22 protein-coding genes and 1 tRNA gene are annotated in these 22,382 nt (G+C 34.6%); 3 read left to right on the forward strand and 20 right to left on the reverse strand.

What is annotated here, in order from left to right:
- Nucleotides 1-31: 31 nt before the first annotated feature.
- Genes ccsB through ACCQ42_RS00605 form a run of 3 tightly spaced genes read right to left on the reverse strand, consistent with a single transcriptional unit; the run spans nucleotide 32 to nucleotide 3,370 of the window.
- Entirely contained in the window at nucleotides 32-853 is an 822-nt protein-coding gene (ccsB, locus tag ACCQ42_RS00595) for a c-type cytochrome biogenesis protein CcsB (protein WP_234025836.1), read from the reverse strand.
- Entirely contained in the window at nucleotides 846-2,117 is a 1,272-nt protein-coding gene (locus tag ACCQ42_RS00600; protein ID WP_106460723.1) for a cytochrome c biogenesis ResB family protein, read from the reverse strand. The genes ccsB and ACCQ42_RS00600 overlap by 8 nt, the downstream gene beginning before the upstream one ends.
- A 44-nt stretch (nucleotides 2,118-2,161) precedes the next feature.
- Nucleotides 2,162-3,370 (reverse strand): ammonia-forming cytochrome c nitrite reductase subunit c552, encoded by a 1,209-nt coding sequence (locus ACCQ42_RS00605; RefSeq protein ID WP_410035061.1) that lies wholly within the window; start codon nucleotides 3,368-3,370, stop codon nucleotides 2,162-2,164.
- A gap of 150 nt (nucleotides 3,371-3,520) precedes the next feature.
- Between ACCQ42_RS00605 and ACCQ42_RS00610 the strand changes: the two genes are divergently transcribed.
- The gene (locus ACCQ42_RS00610) at nucleotides 3,521-5,548 is read left to right on the forward strand and encodes a metallophosphoesterase family protein (protein ID WP_410035062.1); all 2,028 of its coding nucleotides are present in this window, start codon (nucleotides 3,521-3,523) and stop codon (nucleotides 5,546-5,548) included.
- 136 nt (nucleotides 5,549-5,684) lie between these two features.
- On the opposite strand, the gene ACCQ42_RS00615 is transcribed toward ACCQ42_RS00610, so the two are convergent.
- The 7 genes from ACCQ42_RS00615 to ACCQ42_RS00645 all read right to left on the reverse strand — a co-directional run bounded on the left by ACCQ42_RS00615 (nucleotide 5,685) and on the right by ACCQ42_RS00645 (nucleotide 12,960).
- On the reverse strand, nucleotides 5,685-7,157 hold the full coding sequence (locus ACCQ42_RS00615) for a DUF1846 domain-containing protein (protein WP_106460726.1): 1,473 nt from the start codon (nucleotides 7,155-7,157) through the stop codon (nucleotides 5,685-5,687).
- A gap of 75 nt (nucleotides 7,158-7,232) precedes the next feature.
- Nucleotides 7,233-7,886, reverse strand: a complete 654-nt coding sequence (locus ACCQ42_RS00620; RefSeq protein WP_106460727.1) for a sugar transferase — start codon at nucleotides 7,884-7,886, stop codon at nucleotides 7,233-7,235.
- A gap of 66 nt (nucleotides 7,887-7,952) precedes the next feature.
- Nucleotides 7,953-9,131 carry an FAD:protein FMN transferase gene (locus ACCQ42_RS00625; protein WP_410035063.1) on the reverse strand — a complete coding sequence of 393 codons (1,179 nt, stop codon included), beginning with the start codon at nucleotides 9,129-9,131 and terminating at the stop codon, nucleotides 7,953-7,955.
- Entirely contained in the window at nucleotides 9,128-9,598 is a 471-nt protein-coding gene (locus ACCQ42_RS00630; RefSeq protein WP_106460729.1) for an acyl carrier protein, read from the reverse strand. Before ACCQ42_RS00630 ends, ACCQ42_RS00625 begins: the two co-directional genes overlap by 4 nt.
- Nucleotides 9,595-11,397 carry a 1,4-alpha-glucan branching protein GlgB gene (gene glgB / locus ACCQ42_RS00635; RefSeq protein ID WP_410035064.1) on the reverse strand — a complete coding sequence of 601 codons (1,803 nt, stop codon included), beginning with the start codon at nucleotides 11,395-11,397 and terminating at the stop codon, nucleotides 9,595-9,597. The genes ACCQ42_RS00630 and glgB overlap by 4 nt, the downstream gene beginning before the upstream one ends.
- On the reverse strand, nucleotides 11,387-12,016 hold the full coding sequence (gene udk / locus ACCQ42_RS00640; RefSeq protein ID WP_410035065.1) for a uridine kinase: 630 nt from the start codon (nucleotides 12,014-12,016) through the stop codon (nucleotides 11,387-11,389). Before udk ends, glgB begins: the two co-directional genes overlap by 11 nt.
- Complete coding sequence (locus ACCQ42_RS00645; protein ID WP_106460731.1) at nucleotides 12,013-12,960, reverse strand: NAD(P)-dependent oxidoreductase; 948 nt, start codon at nucleotides 12,958-12,960, stop codon at nucleotides 12,013-12,015. Before ACCQ42_RS00645 ends, udk begins: the two co-directional genes overlap by 4 nt.
- Before the next feature lie 154 nt (nucleotides 12,961-13,114).
- On the opposite strand from ACCQ42_RS00645, the gene ACCQ42_RS00650 reads away from it, so the two are divergent.
- A complete protein-coding gene (locus ACCQ42_RS00650) occupies nucleotides 13,115-13,519 on the forward strand; it encodes a VOC family protein (RefSeq protein WP_106460732.1) in 405 nt (134 codons plus the stop codon).
- A gap of 14 nt (nucleotides 13,520-13,533) precedes the next feature.
- Here ACCQ42_RS00650 and ACCQ42_RS00655 read toward each other — a convergent pair whose 3' ends face one another.
- The 5 genes from ACCQ42_RS00655 to ACCQ42_RS00675 all read right to left on the reverse strand — a co-directional run bounded on the left by ACCQ42_RS00655 (nucleotide 13,534) and on the right by ACCQ42_RS00675 (nucleotide 16,768).
- Nucleotides 13,534-14,025: a nucleoside deaminase gene (locus ACCQ42_RS00655; RefSeq protein WP_106460733.1), complete on the reverse strand. Its 492-nt coding sequence runs from the start codon at nucleotides 14,023-14,025 to the stop codon at nucleotides 13,534-13,536.
- 14 nt (nucleotides 14,026-14,039) lie between these two features.
- A tRNA-Arg gene (locus ACCQ42_RS00660) sits at nucleotides 14,040-14,116 on the reverse strand.
- A gap of 24 nt (nucleotides 14,117-14,140) precedes the next feature.
- A complete protein-coding gene (locus tag ACCQ42_RS00665) occupies nucleotides 14,141-15,349 on the reverse strand; it encodes a D-alanyl-D-alanine carboxypeptidase family protein (RefSeq protein WP_106460734.1) in 1,209 nt (402 codons plus the stop codon).
- A gap of 8 nt (nucleotides 15,350-15,357) precedes the next feature.
- Nucleotides 15,358-16,188, reverse strand: coding sequence for an aminoglycoside 6-adenylyltransferase (locus ACCQ42_RS00670; protein ID WP_106460735.1), 831 nt, complete (start codon nucleotides 16,186-16,188; stop codon nucleotides 15,358-15,360).
- Nucleotides 16,178-16,768: an NUDIX hydrolase gene (locus ACCQ42_RS00675; RefSeq protein ID WP_106460736.1), complete on the reverse strand. Its 591-nt coding sequence runs from the start codon at nucleotides 16,766-16,768 to the stop codon at nucleotides 16,178-16,180. Before ACCQ42_RS00675 ends, ACCQ42_RS00670 begins: the two co-directional genes overlap by 11 nt.
- Before the next feature lie 83 nt (nucleotides 16,769-16,851).
- Between ACCQ42_RS00675 and mscL the strand changes: the two genes are divergently transcribed.
- Nucleotides 16,852-17,259, forward strand: a complete 408-nt coding sequence (mscL, locus tag ACCQ42_RS00680; protein ID WP_106460737.1) for a large conductance mechanosensitive channel protein MscL — start codon at nucleotides 16,852-16,854, stop codon at nucleotides 17,257-17,259.
- Between the two features lie 41 nt (nucleotides 17,260-17,300).
- Here the strand turns inward: mscL and topA are convergent, their stop codons facing one another.
- The 5 genes from topA to ylqF are packed head-to-tail and all read right to left on the reverse strand — an operon-like array spanning nucleotide 17,301 to nucleotide 22,244.
- On the reverse strand, nucleotides 17,301-19,358 hold the full coding sequence (gene topA / locus ACCQ42_RS00685) for a type I DNA topoisomerase (RefSeq protein WP_265237703.1): 2,058 nt from the start codon (nucleotides 19,356-19,358) through the stop codon (nucleotides 17,301-17,303).
- 4 nt (nucleotides 19,359-19,362) lie between these two features.
- A complete protein-coding gene (dprA, locus tag ACCQ42_RS00690; protein ID WP_410035066.1) occupies nucleotides 19,363-20,448 on the reverse strand; it encodes a DNA-processing protein DprA in 1,086 nt (361 codons plus the stop codon).
- A complete protein-coding gene (locus tag ACCQ42_RS00695) occupies nucleotides 20,438-20,785 on the reverse strand; it encodes a YraN family protein (protein ID WP_265212922.1) in 348 nt (115 codons plus the stop codon). The genes dprA and ACCQ42_RS00695 overlap by 11 nt, the downstream gene beginning before the upstream one ends.
- Nucleotides 20,782-21,405, reverse strand: a complete 624-nt coding sequence (locus ACCQ42_RS00700) for a ribonuclease HII (protein ID WP_410035067.1) — start codon at nucleotides 21,403-21,405, stop codon at nucleotides 20,782-20,784. The genes ACCQ42_RS00695 and ACCQ42_RS00700 overlap by 4 nt, the downstream gene beginning before the upstream one ends.
- Nucleotides 21,402-22,244, reverse strand: a complete 843-nt coding sequence (gene ylqF, locus ACCQ42_RS00705; RefSeq protein WP_410035068.1) for a ribosome biogenesis GTPase YlqF — start codon at nucleotides 22,242-22,244, stop codon at nucleotides 21,402-21,404. The genes ACCQ42_RS00700 and ylqF overlap by 4 nt, the downstream gene beginning before the upstream one ends.
- Nucleotides 22,245-22,382 lie beyond the last annotated feature (138 nt).

Below are 22,382 nucleotides of genomic sequence, written 5' to 3' on the forward strand. Positions count from 1 at the left end.
CTAGCCGATTTTTAAAGTTATTTATTTTTTTCTAAGCGTAGGAATGTAGGGATGGAATAAAGGTATTTACGCCAATATAAGTGAAAACTACACATATAAAGCCAACTATAGCAAAGATAGCTGCTCTTTTTCCTTGCCAGCCTCTTGACCTTCTTAGATGTAGATAGATGGCATAGATTATCCATGTGATGAAGGACCAAGTTTCCTTAGGATCCCAAGCCCAATACCTACCCCAGGCTGATTCTGCCCAGATGGCACCAGTAATCATAACCATACTCAAAAAGATAAAACCAAAGGCAATAATCCTATAGGCAATCTCATCTAGCTTTTCCTTTTCAGCTATGCCTTTATTAAAGGCATTATCTGAGAATTTATCTCTTAAAAGATACATAGCAGAAATACCAGCTGCAACAGCAAAGGCACCGTAGGAAAGAATTGCAAGAGTAACATGGATTGCAAGCCACTTGCTATCAAGGGCTGGCATTAGAGGTCTGATTGTCTTATCTCTCATAGCTGCATAGCCGATTATTAAAAATAGAATCGGACTAACAAAGGTACCCATAGCTAGAAGTTTATACTTCTTTTCAAAAATTAAATAGCAAAGGGCTATTCCCCAGGCAAAGGCGCTTGCAAATTCGTATTGGTTGGAAAGTGGGAGCCTTCCAGCATTTATAGTTCTTACAATTATAGCGAGGGTGTGGGATATAAAGGCGACCATCATGATATTTTTGCCTATTATCCCCCATTTTTCTGTCTTATTTACAAATAATATTATAAATAGAAACATGGCAATCAAATAGCCAAACAAGGCTAGGTAGAAAAGTAAATTTTCTATATTTAATAAATTAATCATATTTTTCTTCTCCAATAATTTTTTCTAATTTTTCCTTAGATATCTTATCTTTTTTGGCATATTTTACGAATAGATAAGAAAAGTCGTCATCTTCTACCAGGATAAAATCCCTTGGATTGATGTAGAAGGATAGGAAGAGTCCAACCATTAGTAAGCCTGCTCCTATGAGGGCAATATTTTTACCTGGGTCATGGGCCACTTGCAAGAGGGTAAACATCTGAGGGTTATCAATCACAAAGCTATACTCTTCCCATTTGATAGGCTCTCCTGGGTGGTTAAGGCCCATATCTACCCTTTCTCCATCATAAAATATAGCATACAAAGCTACAGGATGATGTAAAAATGGTGACTTAGTTCTAGGTTTCATCATACTAGTTTCATCAAAGTCTGGATAAAAATCTACAAATTGTAGGGCGATTTTTTTATTATCAGCTATAAAGAAGTCACCCTTATAAATGAGTTTTTCTTCAAAAAACTTTTTATCCTTAAATAATTTAGCCTCATAGGCCCAGCCTGTTGAATTTTGGTAGATATTGAATCCATCAAACCTAAAAGGCTTATTTACCATGGTGAGGCCCTCATCAAGTTTTTTATTATCCTTATCAAGGACTTCTAAACTTGTTATATATTGGTCAACTGTATAGTCTTCTCTAAATAAAACATCGTATTGGTTAATTTTAATCTTTTTATCAGAATTTTGAAGATCTAGGATACTTCCAGGTACTCCATGTACAAATTCATCAAAGCCCTTGTAGCGACCAAAGGCGAAGGCTAGAATAATTATGATTATCGATAGATGGGTAAGCCATGAGCCCAAATGTCCTATCTTGCCATCAAACTTATAATAAACTTTTTTCCCATCGATTTCAGTTTCTTTTGGGCTTTTGACCTTTAAGATTTCAAAAATATCAGAATCTTTTTTTATCTTTTCAAACTTCTGATAATTCTTTAGCCTTACTTTTATATCTGGATCTTTAAAGGATTTTTCAAAAATTATCTTGAAGCGGTTTATGCTACAAAATAATAAATTTACCAGCAAAAGAAGGGTTAATAAAATATACCACCAAGACGAGTAAACCTTGTCAAAATCACATAAAATTATGATTTTCCCAAAAGATGGATAGGCTTCAAGGTAGAATCTTGGATCATTTCCTTGAGGAATTAGGGTCCCAATAATAGATGTCAGGGCTATTATTATTAGTAAAATAATCCCAGTCCTCATGGAATAGAAACTTTTTATAATTTTTTTTATAATTTTTTTCATTTTTTATCCTCAAAGTAAAAGGACTCTGTGGGAGTCCATTACTTTTATTCATATTTACTTAAAATTTCCATGCCTTGGTCTACTAGAGCTTCGGCTTCATCTAAGTTTTTATGAGCTTTATTTGAGTTATGGAAGCCTTCACCATTTTCTACCCAAACAAAATCCCATTTAAACTGAGCGTGTCTGTGAATCTCGTGTAGTTTATCCTTATCTTCTTTTGATAAGTCGCCTTTTTCGACATGGCTTGCAAATAGGTCAATGAATTTTTTAAGCTTATCGCTTACTTCATTTGTCCTATCATATACACCTTGCTGAACTTCTTCAACCCAAGCAATCATATCATCTTCACTCTTACCAGCGTGGCAAGATAGGCAAGAATTCTTGATTGTCTCTTTGGATTTAAGTGGACTTGTCCAGTGGTGAGATTTAAATTTATTGCCCTTTTCATCTTCTACTATTGGCATGTGACAATCTATACAAGAAAGTCCTGCAGCATCGTGGACTGATCCCATAAAGGTTTCAAACTCAGGGTGTTGGGCCTTAAGTAGTCCTGTGCCTGTAGCTGGGTGTTCCCAATCATTAAAGTCAATTTCATCGTAATATTTTAGCATATCATCAGTTTCAAAACCGTACTTATAAGGTAAAATTACCTCTTTAGTTTCTGGATCTAGATAATACTCTACGTGACATTGGGCACAAGATAGGCTATCAACCTTGGCATTGTTAGAATTGACCCTACCTTCATCAATTTGTTTTCTAAAGTGTTCTCTTGTTACCTGGACTGTACCGATATCATCCATATGGCAATCATAGCAAGAAATAGTCTGCATTCCAGGATGGTCTTTAACAAACTGATCAAAATCCATGCTATTTACATCTATGCCATCTTTTTCAAGGGCAGCTACAAAGTCAGCACTCTTACAAGCAAGACAAGATGCACCTGGCTTAGGTCTTTCGGTATTTATGGCATCTTCTAGAGCATATGTATGGCCCCTTGCCCTGTCGTATTGTTTGGCAAAGACATAACCATCATAAAATTCTCTAAGATTAGGATGAGCTTCTAGATAGTCAACTTGGACAGAACCACCAAATTTTGTTTCGCTCATATCTGCATTGGCCTTATATGTGGCAAAAACGCCTGGATATGTATCTTTGTAATCTTCTGCTGTTTTTATTTCTTTATCTTGTGAACATGCACTAAGGGCAAGCAGAAGGCCTGAGGCTATAAAAACCTTTTCAATTTTCTTAAACATATGGGCTCCTTTCATAATTTCAAATAATACTTCTTAATATTATTATAAACTATTTTGTTACAATATACAAGAAAGTTTTTTATAAAGCTAAAATACATTTTATTCTAGGCCTAAACAGGTATAATAAAGGAACAATAAGAGGAGTAAAGGATGACAAATTTACAAACAAAAAACTATGATCTATCAATCATTTCTGATCCTCACGTTATAGATCAAAGTTTAATTGCAGATACTGAAAATTTAAGAAAAGAATTAAAAATAGAAAGAAAACTTGTAGTTGAGAGCGAGTACTTATTTAAAAAATCCTTGGAAATGGTGGATAAGGTTGCCAGTAAATTTTTAATCCTTTCTGGAGATTTGACCAAGGAAGGAGAATACCTAAGCCACAAGAAGGCTGCTAGTCTTATTGATGAATGGAAAAACAAAGACAAAGATCGCAAGGCCTTTATAATACCAGGTAACCACGACATAAATTCCAAAAAGGCCTACGATTATAAAAATGATGGCCCTGCCCAAATGACTAGTCCAAGAGACTTTGAAGAAATTTATAAATCTATCTATGAAGATGATTCTATATTAGAATTCTATAAGGATAGCCCAATTTTTAAAGCCTATCTAGCAGATGTAAACGAAAAATACAAGAGGGATGATAAATATTCCTACTATGCAAATGGCTATCTATCATACGTTGCAAGGGTTAAAAAAGATTTTAAATACGAAAATGGCCTAACTATCATCATGATTGATAGCTCAATTTACGCTGCAGATAAGGAACAAAAACACAGGGATGGGATCTGCAATGTAGTAGGATCTATCTCAAAAGAACAACTAAGGTGGATTGCCGATAAGATTGATGAAGCCAAGGCCCGCAAGGATATGGTTATAGCTGTAAGTCACCACGCCTTTATCCCTAATTTTAGAAACCAAGAGCTAGTATTTTCTCCATTTATAATCAAAGAATACAAGACTAAGATAGAAGATAGAGACCCTAGATTAAATAATAAAACTCCTATAGAAGTCTTAGCTGATAATGGTATAAAATTCATCTTCACCGGCCACTTACACGAAAATGGTACAGCTAAGTTTACCACAGAAGAAGGAAAGCTTATCTACAATATACAAACAGGATCAACCATAACCTATCCCCTACCAATCAGACACCTAAAGATAGTAAACAAAACTGGTGAAAGCCATGGTTTTGAAATTTCTGTAAAGACCGAACTAATTAGGGACTTTTCCTTTGTAGATGAAAAGAATGAGAAAAAATTTGTAGATGATGCCACAATCTACACTCTCGAAAATCAATTGTCCCTAAAGGAAGTAATATCAAATTATATAAGAATCCAGGCCAACAATCCAAAGCTTGAGGACCTAGATATAAAAAAGGAAATAATCAAGCAAATAAATTCCAATATGGATACCAAGCTTCCTTATAATAATTATATGGATGCCTATGTTTTTCCAAAAATAAGCCGCTTTTTCCCAATGAGAAAGCCTTTTGTGGGCAAAATCGAACTAATAGAAAAAAATGGCAAGCACAAAATTTTAATAAAGGCCATTGGCAATAGGATTCACATAAAATCTGATAATATAGAACTAGCCCTAGATGAGATTTTTAAACAGATAGATAAGAAAATCCTCTATCCACCCCTTCTTATTTATTTTATAGAAAAAATCTTAACAAAAGAATTTAAAATGCCTATAGATAGCAAGGGCCACACCTTCTATGATTTTGCCAACTACATCTACCAATATCGTTCTACAAATAATGATAGGCCTGACTATGTGGATGCCATGATAGCTAGGCTTAATGATAAGTTTTACAATATTATCAATGAACTAATTGATTATGCGGCAGATGAGATAAACGAAGCCTTTGACTATGTTACAAGCCATATAGTTTTTGAGATTGATGGATCTAAGGATAAATTCTACGATACTCTAATCCAAACTGAAGGAATCACATCCAATATTTTTTATAAACACATGAGGTCAAAGGTTAATAATCTAAGAGATTTCCTAGATTTCTTCTCAAGATTTATCACAAAAAAAGCACACATAAATGGTGTAGACCTTGCCAAAAAAATTGCCCACTCCCATTCTATAAGGAAGGTCAAGATGGATGTAAGTGATATGATGTTTGCCAAAGATCTCTCCGTAAATTTATCACTGATATGATTGGTGAAATGAGTGAGGATATGGCAAAGATATACCAAAATGATCAAGATAATGATGTAGATTATTATTTCAACTATATAGAATACGATGATTTTGAGACAAAAAAAGACTCCTAAGCTTAGCTTAGGAGCTATTTTTATCTGTAATCTTCTTCTGAAAAATCAGGATCTTGGGTGAAATTTAGGCCTAGTTTTCTAAGCATAGATTTTTGTGAATCATTTAGAATGACTGTTGAATGGGCATCTAGTCCCTTAAGTTTACCAATTTGCTTAATTGCCATGTGAGTTAAAGGATTAGTTGTCGCTGAGATTGAAAGAGCTATTAGCATTTCATTTACAGAAAGACTTGTCTCATCACTACCTAGCTCTTTTGTCTTTAGACTTGATACTGGCTCTATTATATGAGGAGAGATAAGTAAAATTTCATCATCAAGGCCTCCAAGCTTCTTAAGGGCATTTAAGATGCATGCTGCTGGAGCTGAAAGAAGGTTTGATTTCTTGCCTGTGATTATATTGCCATCTTCTAGTTCAATAGCAAAAGCATCACTTCCTGCTCTTTTAGCTCTGTCTCTTGCGGCTAGGGCTACTTCCCTATCATCTGGACCTATCTCCATCTGGCTCATTAACATTTGAATCTTTTCTAAAGTATGGACAGGGACCTTGGCTAGTCTGTAATCAACCAGGGTATTGTAGTATCTTCTGATAATTTCTGCCTTAGAAGCCTCACTTGCCTCATTTTCATCTACTATGCAAAAGCCTACCCTATTTACTCCCATATCTGTTGGAGATTTGTATGGTGATGATCCCATTATCTTTTCAAACATCTTTTTTAAGATTGGGAAAGCCTCTACATCCCTATTGTAGGATACGGCTGATATGCCATAGGCCTCAAGATGGTAAGGATCTATCATATTTATATCATCAAGGTCTGCTGTTGCTGCTTCGTAGGCCATATTAACTGGATGTTTTAAAGGTAAATTCCAGATTGGGAAGGTCTCAAATTTGGCATAGGCAGCATTTACTCCCTTTTCATGGTCAAGATACATTTGTGATAAGCAGGTTGCCATCTTTCCTGAACCAGGACCAGGACCAGTAACTACTACTAGGGGTCTTTTGGTTTCGACATGGTCATTTTTACCAAAACCATCTTCTGATATAATTGTGGCCAAATCATTTGGATAGCCTTTTATATCATAAGTTTTATAATTTTTAATACCTAAGTTATCAAGGTATTTAATGTATTTCTTGGCCTTTTCTTGTTCTTCATATTGGGTAATCACAATGGCAGATACCAAAAATCCAAAATCTTCGAGGGCACTTTTAAGCCTTATTGCCTCTGTATCATAAGAGATACCGTTATCTCCCCTAATCTTTGAGCTTTCTATGTCTTTGGCATTTATTGTTATGATTATTTCTGTCTTATCTTTAATATTTAGAAGCATTCGTAGTTTACTATCAGGCAAAAATCCTGGCAATACCCTAGAAGCATGAGCATCATCAAAGAGCTTGCCTCCAAATTCTAGGTAGAGCTTGTCAAAGTGGCTGATTCTTTCAAGAATTTTTTCTGATTGTTCTTTTATATATTTATCGTTATCAAAAGCTAATTTCATCCTTACCTCCATTTATTACTTAATGATTATACCAAGTTTTTCTCAAAAAAAAATAAGACGTAAAAATTTTACGCCCTATTCTGTTATTATTGTTTTTGCAGTGTTTAGCAAGATTAAGATATCATTTTTGATTGAAAGATTTTCTATATATTTTAATTTTAGGTCAATTTTTATAGGCAAAATCTTTTCTAAATAAATTTTCTCACTAGCTTCTATTGAATTATAATAGTCACTTTCGTTTCTAAATTCTATAGAGGCGTAGTCTGTAATTCCAGGTCTTACGGCAAAGATTACATCATAATAATTATCGTAGAGACCTACCATCTTTGGTGTCTCAGGTCTTGGTCCAACTAAGGACATATCTCCTGCTAGTACATTAAAAAACTGTGGCAATTCATCTATCTTCCATTTTCTTAAAAAGCCACCCACCCTTGTGATACGCGGGTCATTTTTGACTGTGAGGTTGTCAAGATTTTTGTCTGCACCAACCATCATGGTCCTAAATTTGATAATGTAAAATGGCTTTTTGTCCTTGCCAAGTCTTTCCTGCCTATAAAATACAGGGCCTTTAGAGTCTAACTTGATAGCTAGGGCAATTATTCCCACCGGTATCAAGATTAGAATTATCACTAGTAGTGAAATCAAAATATCAAAGAGCCTTTTGAAAAATAGGCTGATTTTTTTATTATTCAGTTTTTGATATATTAAATCTTCATTAATTTTTTTCACTTTTATCCTCAAATTTTGAAATCTCTCAATATTAAACTTCAAAATCTAAAATTGTCTAGGTCTAGCTTAGCTTTCAGGCCATCCTTCTGTCTTAAATTGATTTCCTTCATGGTCAATCCACATTACCTCACAATTATTCTCTTTTGCAAATTTTAAACCATTTTCATAATCAAGTATGAAAAGATATGTGGATATGGTATCTGCAAGAGCTATATCATCTAAAATTACTGATACTGAGGTCCAATTTGTAGATGGATACAAGGTAGCTGGATCTATGATATGGTGGTATCTTTTACCATCTACTACGAAATATCTTTGATAATCACCACTTGTTACTACAGATGTATTTTTAAGGCTAACTACTGCAGAGTAAGGATTATCCTTATCTTCTAGGTCCGGGTTTTGGATAGCTATCTTATAATAAGAATTTTCAGCTCCTGGATTATCTCCAATTAGCATATCATCCCCACCTACTGATAAGATACCATGTTTTAGGCCGGATTCCTTTAGTTTTTCACCAATGATTTTTGTGGCATAACCCTTACCAATGGCTCCGATATCTATTTTAACATCCTTATCATTTATATATACTGTAGAGTTTTCCTCATCAATTTCTATAGCATCTATATCCTTATGCTTGCTTGCCTTTACCAGGTCATCTTCTGCTGGGATTGCTGCCTTGTCAGGATTATTGATTGACATTTCTCTAAAATCATGCCATAAACCTAAAAGTGATCCCATGGCTATATCTATCTTGCCATCTGTAAGCTTATACATTTCTTTAGAATATTTTGTTAAGTCTATAATTTCTTTATCGACCTTAACTGGCTTTATACCAGCATTTTGATTTATTGTATAGAAGTTGTTTACTCCTTCAAACTCATCGTAAGAGTTATAAAGCTTGTGATATATACTTAATTCTTCTTCTAGAATTCCTACTAATCTATCAAATTCTTCATCATTTTCTGTATAGGCTATGAAGCTTGTAATTGTGTCAAAATAATCATATATATTTATCTGATTTTTTACAAGTTTTCCATCAATAGATGTTTCCTTAGTTTCTTCTTTACTTTCTTCCTTATTCTCTTCTTGGCCTACTTCTTCCTGGTTTGTAGAATTTTCATCATTTGTAGAATCATCTTCTACAGCTGTAAGTTTTGGCTTTGTTTCTTCTGTATTTTCTTTATTGTTAGCACAAGCTGTTAGTGTCAGCGCTAGTGCCAATAGTCCTATATATTTTCTCATAGTATTTTATTTATGTTAATTGTCTCCATGTCTTTATTTATTGATAGGCCTTCTTCTTCAGCCCAATTTAAGAGAACGTCAGCTGCTACCTTATCCCTAAATTCATTCCATTCAGATTCTAGACCTAATTCATATACTGTGTCCAAAAACTCAGCTGCTGGTGCAATAAATTCTGCATTATCTATAAAGGCATCCCTATCTCTTTTACCTAGGCTTGAAATAAAGGCATCTCTTATGTCTGATCCATCTATTTCATCCTTGCCTGGCATTAATATATAATGCTCTACATCATCGTCTATGTCAATATAGGATTTTACTATATCCTCTCTTGTTTGAATTTCTTGATTTATCCTAATAAAATCAAGAGATTCTGTGTTTAACCACATATTTTTTAGATATGAGTCTTCATCTATCAAGGTCCATTTTTCTACTAACCAAGATAGGTTGATTGGTTTTCTATCTTTCATACTTCTCTTATCTTAAAAATAGCTACTTCATATTCCCAAAGCTCTATTTTAAGATTGTTTCCTTTCTTAACTTCTATCTTTCTTTGTTCGTATCTGTAGTCGCCATATTTACTTGATCTAGAATTTAAAACTTCCTCAAATTCCAAGTCTTCATCATAAGGTATTTCATATCCTCCTTGATAGACACCTGTCATATTTAGGACAACTAAGAACCTATCCTCATCTGCCCTTCTCTCATAGGCAAATACAGAGTTTGTATTATCATCTACTACCTTCCACATAAAGCCTTCTTCTTCATAATCATATTTATAAAAGGCCTTCTCATCTAGGTAAAGTTTGTTTAAATCTTTTATAAAATTGTGATAATCTCTGTGGATTGGATAGTCTAAATATTCCCATCTAATCCCTACATTTTCATTCCACTCTTCAAAAGTTGCAATTTCATTGCCCATGAAGTTTAAAAATTTGCCAGGATGGGTCATTTGATAGGCCATGAGGACTTTTAATTGCTTAAACTTATCTTCATAAGAGCCTGCCATCTTATCAACCATAGATTTTTTTAGGTGAACTACCTCATCATGGCTAAGTGGCAAGAGAAATCTCTCGTTTGGGAAATAATACATAGAAAATGTGATATTTCCTTGATAGTCCCTACGATTATATGAGTCGACCTTAAAATATCTAAGGGTGTCATTCATCCAGCCCATATCCCACTTATAATCAAATCCAAGACCGCCTTCGCTTACAGGATGGGTTACCTTTGGATAATTTGAGGAATCTTCTGCAATTCTCATTACATCTGGATGTGTTTTTTCTAGGGTTTCGTTTAGATTCTTAATAAAGAATATATTATCCTCGTGGACTCCTCTGTCAGAATTGCCATTATAAAATACCATATAAGATACAGCATCTATCCTTATCCCATCTAGGTGAAATTCTTCTATAAGATAGGTCATGGATGATTTCATAAAACTTCTGACATGTCCCTTTGAGTAGTCAAAGTTATTTGATCCCCATTCAGAATATTTTAAATCCATATATTCTGATTCATACATGGCTGTACCATCAAAATGATCTAGACCATAATAATCTGATGCATAATGAACAGCTACAACATCTAATATTACCCCAATATTATTTTGATGTAAAAGGTCTACGAATTTTTTAAAGTCTCTTACGCTTCCATACCTGTGACTAATTGCAAAAAATCCTGTTGATTGATAGCCCCAAGATGGATAAAATGGATATTCCGTAACTGGCATTATCTCTACATGGGTATAATTCATCTCTTTGATATAGGCAATAAGCCTATCAACTATGTCTAAGAAATTTACTTGGTTTGTAAATCTTAAAAATGAAGATACGTGTAGCTCGTAGATATTTAGTGGCTTATCGTATCTCTTATCCCTAGTTTTTAGGTATTCTGCATCATTAAAAACATAGTCATCTTCTACGATTTTTGAGGCAAAATCTCCCTCACCATCCATAGCATGGGCAAAGGGACCTGTCTTTTCCACCCAATTGCCATCTTTTACTACAACATATTTGTAATAGTCATTTACTTTTGCATCAAAATATCCAAAGAAATATCCGTATTGGGCATTTTTGCTAAGCTCTCTTATATCCCAAGCTGTGAAGTCCCCCTTGATATATACCTTATCGGCATTTGGTGCATAGACCCTAAATTCGTAACCATCACCTTTTTTGATTGGTCCCCAAATCTTGTGGCCAATACTTGAGTTACCATCAATATAATCTTTTATTTTGTCATAGTCTGTCGATAATATATTAACTTTCATGAGTACTTCCTATTAAATTTTCTATATGCTTGGATAATATCTCGATTCCCTTGGTGTTTTTTGCTACTCTTGGAATAATTATGTCTGCATATTTTTTGCTCGGCTCAACATATTTTTCATGCATCGGTTTTACTTGCTCTATATATTGGGTTAGGCAAGATTCTATAGATCTGCCCCTCTCCTTGGTATCTCTTAATATTCTTCTTTTTAGCCTAACATCACTATCAGCATCCACAAAGACCTTGGTATCTGTGATTTCCCTAATTTTTTTATCATAGAGAACCAGAATACCTTCAATTAATATAATCTTTTTAGGGCTAATCTTTTTTGTTTCCTTGCTTCTAGTGTGGATAGTGTAGTCATAAATAGGCATTTCGATGTCATTTCCTTCTAATAATTTATTTAAATCATCATAAAATAAATCATTGTCAAAGGCTTTAGGGTGGTCGTAATTTAGGCCAACCCTATCTTCAAAAGCCAAGTCATCATGGGCCTTGTAATAATTATCATGACCAATTACTACAAGATCGCTTTCAAATTCTTTGGCTAAAAGCTTTACTATCGAAGATTTACCACTAGCAGAGCCTCCTGCAACAGCTAAGATTTTAGGTTTAATCATAGTTTAATCTCGTTTTTGATTGTCCCTTCTAGGTATGAATATAAGTTGTCAAAGACAATATCCGCCCTTATTTGCATGGCTTCTTGGGTATAGAAGGCAACATGATTTGTCAAAAGAACATTTTTGGCATTTCTAAGTGGATAATCCTTTGGAAGTGGTGGTTCCATATCAAAAACATCTATACCTGCACGGAGCTTATCTTCATTTAATAACTTGGCTAGGTAGTCATTGTCTACAACAGCCCCCCTTGCACAATTTATTAGTACAGCCTTATCTTTCATTAGGTCAAGCTCTTCTTTACCAAGGAAATGTTTGGTTTCTTTATTATTTGGTATATGAAGAGAAACTATATCAGCTTCCTTTAATAGGGTCTTTAGGTCAACGTATTCTACGCCAAGTGCCTTGATTTCTTCTTTTTCTGTCCTTGAATAAGCTATTATCTTGCAACCAAATACTTGTAAGATTTCGATAAGTTTTTTGCCTATATTTCCTGTACCGATTACACCAAAGGTCTTGCCCTTTATTAGGGAGCCTAAAAGGTAATTGTTTGTGTCCTCAAAGATATTTGCCTTGTTTTCGTTGAATTTTCTTAAGACACCAATTGTAAGTCCTATAACTAGCTCTGCTACAGAATCATCAGAATAACCTGAAGCATTTAGGACCTTTATGCCTCTTTCCTTGCAAGCATCAAGGTCTACATGGTCTACACCAGTAAAGGCTACATCTATAAGCTTAAGATTAGTCGCCTCAATTACCTTTCCACTTACTGGCTTGTTTGTAATTATGGCTATATCAGTATCTTTGAGTCTATCTATTTTTTCATCCTCATCCTTAGCACTCTCATTAAAATATTCAAATTCATGACCAAGGGCCTCTATTTTTTCTTTTTGCTCTAGGATGTATGATTCTTTAACTTCTAATGGATCTATAAGACTAATTTTCATTAATATGCTCCTTATCGTTTCTTTAAAAAATCTCTTGCATTTATTATACTCTATTTGCAAATAAAGAAGTAATTATATTATGAAAAGCTATTTACTGACTTGAAAAAATGATCCTCTTGCGATAAATTGTTAATAACAATAGAAAGGAATAAGTATGGCGGTAGGAATAGCATTTGACAAAGGGCTTTGCGTAGATGCCCTAAAATATTATTGTGAAGTTTTTGACTTAGATTTTCCTGCAAATATAATCAGATATAGTGATTTTCAAAAATATAATTTACCAGCTGATTTAAAAGATAGGATTTATAGCTCATATCTAGATATTTATGATAATAGGATATATTTTTATGATGTAACCAATGATGACGTATTACAGAAGGGTAATAACGTAAGAATCGTAATAGAAACAAGTTCTGATAATCTTTTCAGGGCCTATATGAATTTTAGAAAGGACTCTAATGTTACCTTTGAGCCCCAGAAATTTAACAACAAATTATTTACAACCCTTATCGACAAATACCAAATAAGCTGGCAGTTTATTGCTGATATTAAGGACTAAAAAAGACCCAAAGCCTATGATTTAGACTTTGCGGTCTTATTTTTTTCTCTTAATTTTTTAAAAAAACTTTGCAAGATTTCAAGCGATTCTTCTGCCATAAGTCCATAAGAAATTTCTGGCACATTTAGATGGGGGCTGTCTTGGTTAATGAAATTGGTTGAAAAGCATCCTCTTTTGGGATCTGTTTGACCAACTACAAGTCTTTTTATCCTTGAATGCATTATAGCTCCCGCACACATTATGCAAGGTTCTAAAGTCGTATAGATTGTGCATTCTTCAAGTCTAAAATCTCCGATTTTTTCTCCCGCTTGTCTTAGGGCATAGATTTCTGCGTGATTTAAGGCAGATTTGCCCTTGTAGGTGAAATTGTGGCCCCTACCTACAATTTTATCCTCAAAAACAACAACGGCCCCTATTGGGACCTCGTCTATTGCTTTTGCAAGTTTGGCCTCATAGAGGGCCTCATTCATAAAAAATTTATCTTTTTCATTAAATATATCTTGCATATAAAATTTCCTTTTGGTGTACCGAAGAGGATTCGAACCTCCGACACCTGCCTTAGGAGGGCAGTGCTCTATCCAGCTGAGCTACCGGTACATAAAAAGCAAAATAAATTTGCTTTTATCTTGCTATTAATGTTTTTAGTAGAAAATCTGAGCTATCTTTGATAGTTCTGATTATTCTTGAGAAAAGTGTCGCCCTATCTAAAGCTTTTTTAGAATAAAGGCCAACTTTTTCATGTTCATCTTTGTATGATACCTCGACTTCACCTAGGTCTTCACCTTCTTTAATAGGTGCCTTGATGCCGTCTTTTATATTATACACCACTTTTGGATTTTCGCCTTCTTTTACTATCATTTTTATATCTTCTTTAGGAAAAAGCTCTATATATCCTTGTTTTACGGTTGGATCTTTTTTTGTAGCGGCTGCTACATTTGTATCAAGAACTGTCCTTTGTGAATAATATTTGCTTACATAATAGATTAAATCACTCATTACAAGGTTACGGGTATCTTTTTGATCTGCTCCCATAACTACACCGATAGTCCTGAAGGTATCTTTGCTATCAAGCTTGCTCATATCACAAGTTGTAACTAAGCAAAAGCCTGCCGCATCTGTTGTTCCTGTCTTTAAACCATCGACCCCTTCGATTTCATCCATTAAAGGTATGGTTGATTTTTTATCTATGTCCTTAGCAGGATTTTTTATCTCTCTGATAGCTGTATAATCAAGGATTTGTGGGTAAGTTTTGATTATATGAGCACTTAACTTAAATAAATCCCTTGCAGATGATGAATTTTGAAGACCATCTTCTGTTTCTATACCGCTAGCATTGTAGTATACTTGGCTTTCAAGACCTAGCTCTTTGGCCTTTTCATTCATTTTCCTAGCAAAGGCTGCCTCTGATACTTCTAGGGTATTGGCAAGAAGATAGGCACAGTCATTTCCACTTACGGCTATAAGACCTTCTATTAATTCTTTGACAGTATAGGTCATACCATCTTTTACGCCAAGAGCTGAATATTCCCAACTAGTTAGCTTTTCGCTTTCGCTATCTGCTACAACCTTTGTATCTAGGCTAATTTTTCCTTCATCTATGGCTTCTTCTACTAATAAAAAAGTCATGAGTTTGCTAAGAGATGCCATTGGCATTGACTCATCAGCATTTTTTTCATAATAGACTTCGCCTGTTTCCTCATTGGCAATTAGATAGGCTTTTACATTATCATCTAGCCCTACTATCTTATTTTGGCTAGCAGCCATGCTTGTTGGCATTAGACCTATAAGTATTGCCGCAATTAGGCTTAGTATTTTAAATTTACTCTTCACTACTCCTCCTAGTTTAGAAAAGATTCTAACTTTTTATAATTATCCCTCAAAAGTTTAAGAGTTTTTACATCTATTGCCCTATCATAGCTAAATCCTAAGACATCTGCCTCTTGCATACCGATTTTTCTAAACAATATACAGGCCTTAAAGAGGGAATTGTAGATATTTAATGGATTGATGTCGTGGAAGGTATCTTCCAAGTCATCCTTATATTCTTTAACTAAGGTATGGGTAAATTCTCTGCCATCTTTTCCTATATCACGTTTGCCATTAAATTTATTAATAACATGGATCCTTAGCATATTTATTAGCTCATTTCTTAGCTCATTCATCTTTATTGATGCAGCTAGATAATTGTTTTCTTTAAGATAAAGGGATACTTCTATTGCGTAGGCAAAAAAGTTTTTGACTGTCTTTTCAAATTCATATTCTTTTATCGAGCTTAAACTATAGTCATCATTAGCAGCAAGCCTTTCGCTTCCTGGTTTGTTATATAAAAATTCTATATCATTTGGAAGAGTTTTTATAAAGGATTCTGCTATATCACTTGCTATAATTGATTCTGATATCTTGATATCATCTTCTTTGTATAAGTCTATAGTTGTATAGGTAAACTTATTTTTGTCGATTTCTGCTATATCTTTGCTTCTTTTGCTAAAGATCACATCTTCAAATAGACTTTCAAATTCCTCTTCAAGTTTGCCTATTATTACATTGTTAACTATAGTATAAATGTGATAAAATTCATCATTGTTATATCTTTTGATATAAAAAATAGATTCTATCGACTCATTTTTATTGGCATAATCTTTTATTCTTTGTGAAATATCATTTCTCATTTTCACACCAACTTTCTATAAAGCGTTTTAATAACCTTGCAGTGAGTCCCCATATGACAGGCTCTGTGTCATAAAAGGAAAGCTCACTTACACCTGCCACAAATTTATAGTCTATACCATTTGGTATTTTCTCAAAGGGAAAGCCTTGTGGAAAATTTAATCTATATGGACAAACATAGGTTACAGGCGGGTTGGATTTTAGAAAATCAATATCAACTGTAAATATCGTTTCTACTTCTTTATTATACTTTATTTCATCGAAATTTTTATTAATTCTTCCATAAAAACTCTTGATATAACTATTGGAAGATGTTAGAATTGTCGATGAATATCCTAAATACTCAATATCATCCTCATCTAAGAGGAGTTCTTCCATAGTCTCTCTTATGGCTGCATCCTTAAAATTTTCACCTTCTTCAAGACCACCACCCGGAAATGATACCTCACCAGGCTGTCTAACTAGTTTGCTTCTTTTTTCAAATAGTATATGGTCTTTGCCATTTACTTCTATTATAGGAATGAAGACTGCATAAAAAGATAATTTTTCATAAAAGTCATCATCTACTTTTAAATATTTCATATAAACCTCTAATAAAATCATATATAAATTGAGTGATAAAGTCAAGTTTAATAGTATAATAAATTGTCATGAAAGGAGATTTTATGTTTAAAGAATTTAAAGAGTTTATATCACGTGGAAATGTGATTGATATGGCTATAGGTATCATCATGGGTTCTGCCTTTACTGCTATTGTAAAAAGCATGGTTGATGATCTACTAATGCCAATTATAGCCGGCCTTACTGCTGGTGTTAATTATGAAGACCTTGTAATAAATATTGGTGGGGCTAGCCTTAAAATCGGCAACTTTATAAATGCTATTATTTCATTTTTAATCATTGCCTTTGTAATGTTCTTGATAGTTAAAGCCATAAATTCTCTACACAAAAAAGAAGAGAAAGAAGTGACTACAAAAGATTGTCCTTACTGCCAAAGTGAAATTGATATCAAGGCTAGTAGATGTCCACACTGTACATCTAAGCTTGAAAACTATTCAAACGAATTAGAATAATTTAAAAGTCCCGATCTTAGTTTTCTAAGTCGGGACTTTTTCTATCTTTTCTTCTCTTTTACATAGTCACAGGCTGAGCATTTTATCTCGTCTGTCTTTCTATTTTTCTTATGGATTAGGAGATTGCCGCATTCTGGGCATTTTTCACCTGTTGGTGGATCCCATAGGGCGTAGTCACAATCTGGGAAATTATTGCAACCATAAAATCTCTTACCCCTCTTTGATACCTTCTCTATTATCTCTCCATCCTTACATTTTGGACATTTGACTCCAGTTGTTTTTATTATTGACTTGGTAAAGTCACAATCTGGAAAACCAGTGCATCCAATAAATTTACCATTGCGTCCGTGCTTTATGGCCAAAGGCTTGCCGCATTTTGGACATTTTTCATCAAGGACCTTATCTTTTACCTTATAATCTGTAGTGTCTTTCTTGACATTTTCCATATCCTTGCTGAAATCCTTATAAAAAGCTCCTAGGACATCCTTCCAGAAAACTTCATTTTCTGCTATCTTATCCAATTGACTTTCCATTTCAGCTGTAAATTCTACATTTATTACATCGTCAAAATTTTCTTGGAGGAAGTCATTTACAGTTTTTCCTAACTTTGTAGGATATATTGACCTACCATCTAGCTCGACGTAATTTCTTGACATAATTTGGTTGATTGTTGCTGAATAGGTTGATGGCCTACCGATTCCAAATTCTTCTAGGGTCTTTACTAACGATGCTTCTGTATATCTTGCAGGTGGATTTGTAAAGTGCTGGTCTTTTTCAATCTTTGTAGCACTTATGACATCCCTTTCATTTAAGTCTGGCAAAATGTTTTCATTATCAAGATTTCCTGACAATTTATTAAAACCGTCAAAGATTGTAATTTTACCATTTGATCTGAAGATTAAACCATTATTATCAAAGCTAATTTGTGTTGATAGATATTCGTAATCTGCCATCTGGCTTGCTACTACCCTGTTCCAAATTAGCTTGTAGAGCTTGTATTGTTGGTCTGACAGATATGCTTTTAGGCTTATTGGGTCCCTGTAGATAGACGTTGGTCTTATAGCCTCGTGGGCATCTTGGCTTCCCTTTTTCTTTGCTCCATAGGTCTTACCCTTAGAGGCATACTTTTCTCCATACTTTTCCTTGATATATTTGAGGGATTCGCCTACTATCTCGCTTGAAATCCTTGTGGCATCTGTTCTCATGTAGGAGATTAGACCTACAGTTCCCTCATGTCCAATGTCTATACCCTCGTAGAGCTGTTGAGCTAATTGCATGGTAAATTTGGTTGAAAAACCAAGCTTATTGGATGCATCTTGTTGGAGGGTTGAGGTTGTGTATGGGGCCTGAGCCTTACGTCTTTTCTTTGTTTTTGTTACATTAATAACTTCAAATCTATCCTTGTCAATCTTATTTAAGACCTTATCAGCTCCGGATTCGTTTGACACCTTCATTTTTTTACTCTTTGATCCATAAAACTCAGATTCAAAGTCTATATTTTCATATTTATGTTTAGCCTTGATGGTCCAATATTCTTCTGGGATAAATTTATCGATCTCATCTTGCCTATCTACTACTAGCTTTAGGGCAATGGATTGGACACGACCTGCTGATAGGCCTGCCTTGACTCTCTTCCAAAGGATTGGACTTATTTCATAACCTACTATCCTATCCATGACCCTTCTTGCCTGTTGGGCATCTACAAGGTTCTTGTCGATTTTCCTTGGGTTTTTGATAGCGTTTAGGACGTTGTTTTTGGTTATTTCATGAAATTCTACCCTATTTTTCGCCTCTGGATCTAGACCTAAAAGAAATTGCAAGTGCCAGCTTATGGCCTCACCTTCCCTATCAGGGTCTGTCGCCAGATAAATATTATCAGCATTATCAGCTTCTTTTTTTAATTCATTAATAGTTTTCGCCCTGCCCCTTACTTTTATGTATTCAGGTTCAAAGTTATTTTCTATATCAACTCCAAATTTAGACTTAGGCAAATCTCTTAGGTGGCCTACTGTGGCCTTTACCTTATAATTTCTGCCTAGCATTTTTGAAATTGACCTAGCCTTGGTTGGCGACTCAACTATTACTAGATTTTTTGCCAAATTCTCACTCCTTTATGGTAAATTCATTATTTCCAATATTTTCTATTATATCTTTAAGCTCCAAACTCGTTAGCAAAAAGTTTATCACATCTATCTCTAAATTCAAATTTAATGATAGGTCATCTGGATTTGAGTTTGGGTTATTCTCAATATATCTTACTACAGCCTCTTCATCCTTATCAAGGGCAGAATAATCTATTTGTCTTTTTGTGGCCTTCCTATCTAAAAGATAATCAAGCTCTTCAAGGATATCATCGGCCTTTGTTATAAGTTTTGATCCTTCTTGTATTAGCATATTTGTGCCCTTTGAATAAATGGAATTGATATTGCCAGGAACGGCAAAGACTTCCTTGCCTTGTTCTAGGGCACACCTAGTTGTAATCATTGTTCCTGACTTCTCCTTAGCTTCTATAACAACAGTTGCCAGAGAAATCCCTGATATTATCCTATTTCTCCTCGGAAAATTGTAGGCTAAAGGCTGAGTTCCTAGGGGAAATTCTGAAAGAATTAGGCCTTCTTCAGCAATTTTTTCGTACAAAAACTTATTGGCCTTGGGATAAATCTCATCAATCCCACAGCCAATCACCCCGATTGTCCTGCCTCCCACATCGAGTGTTGCTTTATGGCACATGGCATCTATCCCATAAGCAAGGCCTGATACTGTGGTTAACCCTGCTGCTGACACCTGACTAGCTAGGTTTTTGCAGGCCCATTTGCCGTAGTCCGTACACTTTCTAGCCCCAACAAAGGCAATAGACTTACTATCATTTTCCTGATCAAGCCTTCCCTTATAATAAAGGATGGCTGGCCTATCATCTATATATCTGAGGTTTTCTGGATAGTCATCATCAAAGATTGTAACATAATTTATTCCAAGCCTCTGGATTTTTTCATAATATTTTTCAAAGGCCTCGAGGTTTTTGGAGTCAAATATCTTTTCATAAAGCTTATCGGATAAATTGGAAAAATATGGCCTATCCTTTTCGAAAAAATCCTCAAGTAGATTTTCTTCATACAAGTCAAGGATGGTCATATTATTTATGTATATAAAGTTTAAATATAATAAAATTTTTCTCTTATCAAAACGCATTTTCTATGTAATTTATCTTTCTTGTATCAAGGTAAACTTCGCACACATCATAGCGGCTGATGAAGTCAAACATCTTATTTTCCGCTAAAAAGGCCTGGCTTGCCTTGATAATTCTCTGTTGCTTATAAAAATCCACAGCCTCTGCTGCATAGGCGAAGTTATCACTCTTTCTAGTCTTAACCTCAACAAAGGCAAGTGTTTGATCCTTGAAGGCAATTATATCAATTTCCCCAAAGGTCTTGGAAAAATTCCTAGCAAGTATCCTATAGCCATTTTCTATCAAATATTTTTCAGTGAGATTTTCTCCAAAATCTCCAATATTTCTCTTAAGTGTCATATGAAAGATAGCTGCCTTTCGTGAAATTTCCTAAGGAAGGTCTGCCTGTGGATTGGGGTTTCACCAAGCCTTTCTAGGCCTTCATAGTGGGCCTTTGTCCCGTAGCCAAAATTTGTCTCAAAATGGTAGCCCGGATAAATTTTTGCAAAATTAATCATGATATCATCCCTTCTTATCTTGGCTAAAATTGAGGCACAGGAGATAGCATATTCGTTAAGATCTCCCTTTACAATGTTTAATTGGGGAATAGGGGTATTAATCCTTTCAGCATCAATTAGGACTATATCTGGGACAATTTCAAGGCCATTTAGAGCATCTTCCATGGCCCTATGGGTTGCTTCCTTTATATTTAGCTGGTCAATCTTATGATTATTGGCATAGCCATAGGAATATGCTAGACAGTCTTTGAGGATTTTCTCCTTTAAATCTAGCATTTTCTTGCGGCTTAGCTTTTTAGAATCAGTGACCCCCTCTATGTGGGAATCCTTTTTCATGACTACAGCACAAGTCACAACTGGCCCTGCCAAAGGCCCCCTGCCCACCTCATCTATTCCTGCTAGGTAGTCATATTTTTCATATATTTCTTTTTTTATGTCATCATTGTATTCTGAATATTTCATATCTTCTCAAGGGTAATTCTTCCAAGCTTGCCAGTTCTAAAATCATTTAGGATAATTGTCGCAGTCCTTGTATAGTCAAAATCTCCACCAGCTATGAGGGCCCCACGCTTTTTAGCTATTGCTTCATATATTTCAATGGCCTTGGCATTTGGATCTATCCCATACCTTTCTACAAGATTTTCTGGATATAAGTCCTTCATCTCATCTAGGAAATATAGGGTCAAGTCTTCTATATTTAGGATTTCATCCTTAATAGCATTAGTAAAAGATAAGTGAAGGCCTGTCCTATCGTCAAATTTTGGCCACAAAACTCCAGGAGTATCTAAAAGCTGGATATTAGCATCAGTCCTTATCCATTGCTTAGTTTGAGTAACACCTGGACGGTTGCCAACTCTTGCCCCCTTTTTCTTTGATACATTATTAATAAAGGTAGACTTGCCAGAGTTTGGAATCCCTACAATCATCATCCTAATTAGAGGATTGTCAATATTTTTTTCCTTATGTTTGTCAAACTTATCCTTCAAGACCACTCTTGCATGGTCATAAATTCTCTTAGTATTGATCTTCTCCTTAGAATTAAGCAAGATAGCCTCAATCCCCTGGTCATGAAAATGCCTAATCCACTTTTGATTTTCAACAGAATCTGCCAAATCAGCCTTATTCATAATCATAAGTCTAGGCTTGAGTGAAAGTATATCATCAAGCATAGGATTTCTAGAAGATTCAGGAATCCTAGCATCAATTATTTCAAGAACTATATCGACAAGCTTCAGATTTTTCTCTATTTCTTCCTTGGTCTTTTTCATATGACCAGGAAACCAATTTATATTAAGTGCCATATCTATCTCCTAACTACTACCTTCTATTATACATAAGTATTGTAAAATTGCATTTTATCTATTTATAAGTCTATAAATATTATATCAAAAATGTATAAATAAAAAAATACCACAGTTTTAAAGTAAAATTCTTACTTA

Origin of the sequence: Anaerococcus kampingae (assembly GCF_046365475.1) — a bacterium.
Taxonomy (GTDB): domain Bacteria; phylum Bacillota; class Clostridia; order Tissierellales; family Peptoniphilaceae; genus Anaerococcus; species Anaerococcus kampingae.

What these genes read in the sequence shown, in the direction of transcription:
- ACCQ42_RS00695 (WP_265212922.1), bottom strand. Translation starts at nt 20,785, where the DNA reads ATGACACTTAAGAGAAATATTGGAGATTTTGGAGAAAATCTCACTGAA.
- dprA (WP_410035066.1), bottom strand. Translation starts at nt 20,448, where the DNA reads ATGCGTTTTGATAAGAGAAAAATTTTATTATATTTAAACTTTATATAC.
- ACCQ42_RS00650 (WP_106460732.1), top strand. Translation starts at nt 13,115, where the DNA reads ATGGCGGTAGGAATAGCATTTGACAAAGGGCTTTGCGTAGATGCCCTA.
- ACCQ42_RS00700 (WP_410035067.1), bottom strand. Translation starts at nt 21,405, where the DNA reads ATGAAATATTCAGAATACAATGATGACATAAAAAAAGAAATATATGAA.
- ACCQ42_RS00645 (WP_106460731.1), bottom strand. Translation starts at nt 12,960, where the DNA reads ATGAAAATTAGTCTTATAGATCCATTAGAAGTTAAAGAATCATACATC.
- ACCQ42_RS00625 (WP_410035063.1), bottom strand. Translation starts at nt 9,131, where the DNA reads ATGAGAAAATATATAGGACTATTGGCACTAGCGCTGACACTAACAGCT.
- ACCQ42_RS00610 (WP_410035062.1), top strand. Translation starts at nt 3,521, where the DNA reads ATGACAAATTTACAAACAAAAAACTATGATCTATCAATCATTTCTGAT.
- ACCQ42_RS00600 (WP_106460723.1), bottom strand. Translation starts at nt 2,117, where the DNA reads ATGAAAAAAATTATAAAAAAAATTATAAAAAGTTTCTATTCCATGAGG.
- ccsB (WP_234025836.1), bottom strand. Translation starts at nt 853, where the DNA reads ATGATTAATTTATTAAATATAGAAAATTTACTTTTCTACCTAGCCTTG.
- ACCQ42_RS00630 (WP_106460729.1), bottom strand. Translation starts at nt 9,598, where the DNA reads ATGAAAGATAGAAAACCAATCAACCTATCTTGGTTAGTAGAAAAATGG.
- ACCQ42_RS00675 (WP_106460736.1), bottom strand. Translation starts at nt 16,768, where the DNA reads ATGAAATATTTAAAAGTAGATGATGACTTTTATGAAAAATTATCTTTT.
- glgB (WP_410035064.1), bottom strand. Translation starts at nt 11,397, where the DNA reads ATGAAAGTTAATATATTATCGACAGACTATGACAAAATAAAAGATTAT.
- ACCQ42_RS00605 (WP_410035061.1), bottom strand. Translation starts at nt 3,370, where the DNA reads ATGTTTAAGAAAATTGAAAAGGTTTTTATAGCCTCAGGCCTTCTGCTT.
- ACCQ42_RS00670 (WP_106460735.1), bottom strand. Translation starts at nt 16,188, where the DNA reads ATGAGAAATGATATTTCACAAAGAATAAAAGATTATGCCAATAAAAAT.
- mscL (WP_106460737.1), top strand. Translation starts at nt 16,852, where the DNA reads ATGTTTAAAGAATTTAAAGAGTTTATATCACGTGGAAATGTGATTGAT.
- udk (WP_410035065.1), bottom strand. Translation starts at nt 12,016, where the DNA reads ATGATTAAACCTAAAATCTTAGCTGTTGCAGGAGGCTCTGCTAGTGGT.
- ylqF (WP_410035068.1), bottom strand. Translation starts at nt 22,244, where the DNA reads ATGGCACTTAATATAAATTGGTTTCCTGGTCATATGAAAAAGACCAAG.
- ACCQ42_RS00655 (WP_106460733.1), bottom strand. Translation starts at nt 14,025, where the DNA reads ATGCAAGATATATTTAATGAAAAAGATAAATTTTTTATGAATGAGGCC.
- ACCQ42_RS00615 (WP_106460726.1), bottom strand. Translation starts at nt 7,157, where the DNA reads ATGAAATTAGCTTTTGATAACGATAAATATATAAAAGAACAATCAGAA.